Here is a 2,976-nt window from a genome sequence, read left to right as displayed (position 1 = left end):
TACACCTTTTGCCAATCATCGGCAAAGTCCTGCACTGCCTTCTGGATCGACGGCATGGCAAGGCCTGTTGAGAGCAGCTGAGGTTTGACGGTGCAGCACCCTGCTCCACTTGCATAGGCGGTGGTCACCTCCGCAACATTGCGAAAGCTTGCAGCCAGCACCTGAGTTGAGCTTGTATTCGTCCAAAGCAGTCCCGCCAGTTCCTTGATGACCCTTGCCGCCTCGATATCAAGGTTGAGCATCCGGTCATAGAAAACGGCGACATACCGCGCTCCGCTGAGCATCGCAAGAATGCCTTGCATAGTGGAGAATACGGTGGAAGCAGTAATGTTCAAGCCCTCTTGGGCCAGCTGTTTGATGACCGAAAGACCGACCTCGGTTACCGGAACGGCGATGAAGGTCCGTTCACCCAACTCTGATACCAAGTGGTGGGCTTCCCTGATCATCGTCTGGTGGTCAGCAGCCATCAGCTGCACATGCAAGTCCCGTTCTTCCCCTATCAGAGTCCGAAGAGCTTTCAGATGCGACATAACATGCGTTTGGGCCAAGCGCGAGAGCATCGTTGGATTGGTGGTGACTCCCTTGATCGGGTAGCATTGCAGCGCATGTTTCACTTCAGCAAGATCAGCAGTATCAAGCAACAAATCCATGGCAATACCTCTGTATGCAGTGTGTCACACAATATAAAACTGGACAACTCCCTGCTATCGGTTCTTGACAAACAGATGGGTATGGACAACCATTTCGGCATGAGTGAGACCATCCTTACCGAAAATTCATTCTTCTATGAGCCTACGATGCAGCTGAAAGTGATCAAGCGCGATCCCGAGCTGCCCTACCGGCTCCACAGCCATGAATTTCATGAGCTGGTCGTCGTCATCAGCGGCAGGGGCGTCAACTTCACAGCCACCGAGCAGATGCCGCTGCGTGAAGGCTCCGTATTCTTCATCCCCCCCGGAGTTGAACACGGGTACAAGGATGTTGAAAACCTTGTCCTGTACAATATTCTCTATGGACGAAACCTCATCACCCGACACGCCCTCGACCTCACGGAGCTGCCCGGGTTCTGTTCCCTATTCCTGCAATCGGAACGCATCGAAGGACTTACCCTTTCCCCCTCCCAGATTGCGGAGCTCATACCCTTGGTCCAGCTCATGGAGAAGGAAGCCGACGACCAAAGCTATGGCTCAGGCTCGAGAACGCTCGCCTATGCCTACCTCATCGAGTTGCTTGTGCAACTATCGCGCATTTACGACCAAACCCCCCGGGAGACCAATCAAACCGCCCGCAGGCTTTGGGAAGTGATCTCCTACATGGACGGAAACCTCGACAAGGCCCTTACAACCGAGGACCTTGTCACCATTGCAAACATGAGCACCAGCACGCTCAACCGCTGTTTCAAGCAGAGCACCGGCCTCTCGCCGATTGAGTTTCACATCCACAAGCGCATCGCCTACGCATGCTCGCTCATCCAGGAACGAGGCTTGTCCATGGGACAGGTCAGTGAGGCATGCGGGTTCAAAGACCCGAATTACTTCTCCCGCCAGTTCCGCAAGGTCATGGGGATGAGCCCCAAGCAGTACCAACGCATCTTCACCAGCCGCTTTACGTAAGCGACGCCAAGGCTGTCACAGCCGACGAGAAGAACTTGTCCTGTCCTACCAACTCGTAGAAACCGAGACGCTTCATCAGCGACTGCACCGAAGGCTGCAGACCGCAGAACAGCACATCAACGGAGTTCTTCCTGCACATGTTCACAATCTCGACAAACTCATTGATGGAGCTGTGATCGATGGTGTGCACGCCGCGGAGACTGAATATGATGCGGCCGACTCCTTCGGCAAGCAAGTTCTCCACAACCTTGGTCAGTTGGTCTTGGCTGCCGAAGAACAGCGAACCATCAACATACACAACCTTTGTAGCAGCATCGTAGGTTCCGAGTTCGGGAGTGACTGGATCAACCTCGATTGAGATATGATGGCTTCGGATGATGAACATCACCATGGAGAAAATCAGACCGATGAGAATGGCGATGGTAAGATCGAAGACCACCGTCGCCACCATGGTTATAAGGAACTGGGCCATCGAAGTCTTGATCTTCTTGGAGAAAATCTGACGAATGGAGTGCCACTCGTTCATTCTCCAAGCAGTTACCATCAACACGCCGGCCAAGGAAGCTAGAGGAATCCTGCTCATATAGGGTGAGAGCAGGAACATCGAGGCCAACAGCCCGATTGCATGGACGATACCTGTCAGACGGGTCTGCTGCCCGCTCTTGATAGCCACCGAAGTACGGGCTATTGCTGCTGTGGCAGGAATTCCTCCAAACAAGGGGATGATGACATTGCCGATGCCCTGGGCATACAGTTCACGGGTGGCATTGAGCTTCTCTCCCTTCATTTTCCCGGCGGAGCTGCCGCAGAGCAGGCTTTCCACCATGCCGAGTGCTGCAATGGAAATTGCCGGGGAGATGTATTGGGTCAACTCCCGGATGGGAAGCGCGAACAAATGCAATCTGTTCTCGCCCATCAAAGAACGGGGAATCAGGCCGACTTCCTTCACCGGAAGGTCAAGAAGCATCTGCACGACCAAGGTGATGATGATGCCAAGCAGACTTGCAGGGAATCTGGCATTCCATTTCTTAGGCCAGAGAATCATGAGCAGCACCACAAACAAGCCATAGCCCAAAGTAGCGAGGTCGATGGGAAATCCCAGCGAAGTATAGGAGAGCAGCTTGGCCAGCGCACCTTCCCCACTGCTGACTGTTCCAAAAAAGTTGTCGATTTGGCCCAAGGCGATAATGACGGCAATCCCGCTGGTAAAGCCGGTAACAACCGGGCTGGGGATGTAGGAGACCAAAGATCCTACTTTCAGATACGCCGCTGCCAGGAGAATCAGACCGCTGAGGAACCCTGCAATGAAGACTCCTTCGGCGCCGTGGCGGGCAACCAGGCTGACCAGAATGGCAGCCATGGC

3 protein-coding genes are annotated in these 2,976 nt (G+C 54.0%); 1 reads left to right on the top strand and 2 read right to left on the bottom strand.

Annotation, left to right across the window (positions count from 1 at the left end; all coding sequences use genetic code 11):
- On the bottom strand, nt 1-650 hold a 650-nt coding region (locus tag B3F49_RS00910), incomplete at its 3' end, for a fructose-6-phosphate aldolase (protein ID WP_293908583.1).
- Between the two features lie 21 nt (nt 651-671).
- Between B3F49_RS00910 and B3F49_RS00905 the strand changes: the two genes are divergently transcribed.
- Nucleotides 672-1,613, top strand: a complete 942-nt coding sequence (locus B3F49_RS00905; RefSeq protein ID WP_293893032.1) for a helix-turn-helix domain-containing protein — start codon at nt 672-674, stop codon at nt 1,611-1,613.
- Here the strand turns inward: B3F49_RS00905 and B3F49_RS00900 are convergent.
- A partial coding sequence (locus tag B3F49_RS00900) for a SulP family inorganic anion transporter (RefSeq protein WP_293908581.1) occupies nt 1,606-2,976 on the bottom strand: 1,371 nt, incomplete at its 5' end. The two genes, B3F49_RS00905 and B3F49_RS00900, sit on opposite strands and share 8 nt — an antisense overlap.

It is taken from the genome of Sphaerochaeta sp. UBA5836, assembly GCF_002432845.1.
Lineage (GTDB): Bacteria > Spirochaetota > Spirochaetia > Sphaerochaetales > Sphaerochaetaceae > Sphaerochaeta.
This window is presented reverse-complemented; position numbering and strand designations above follow the sequence as displayed.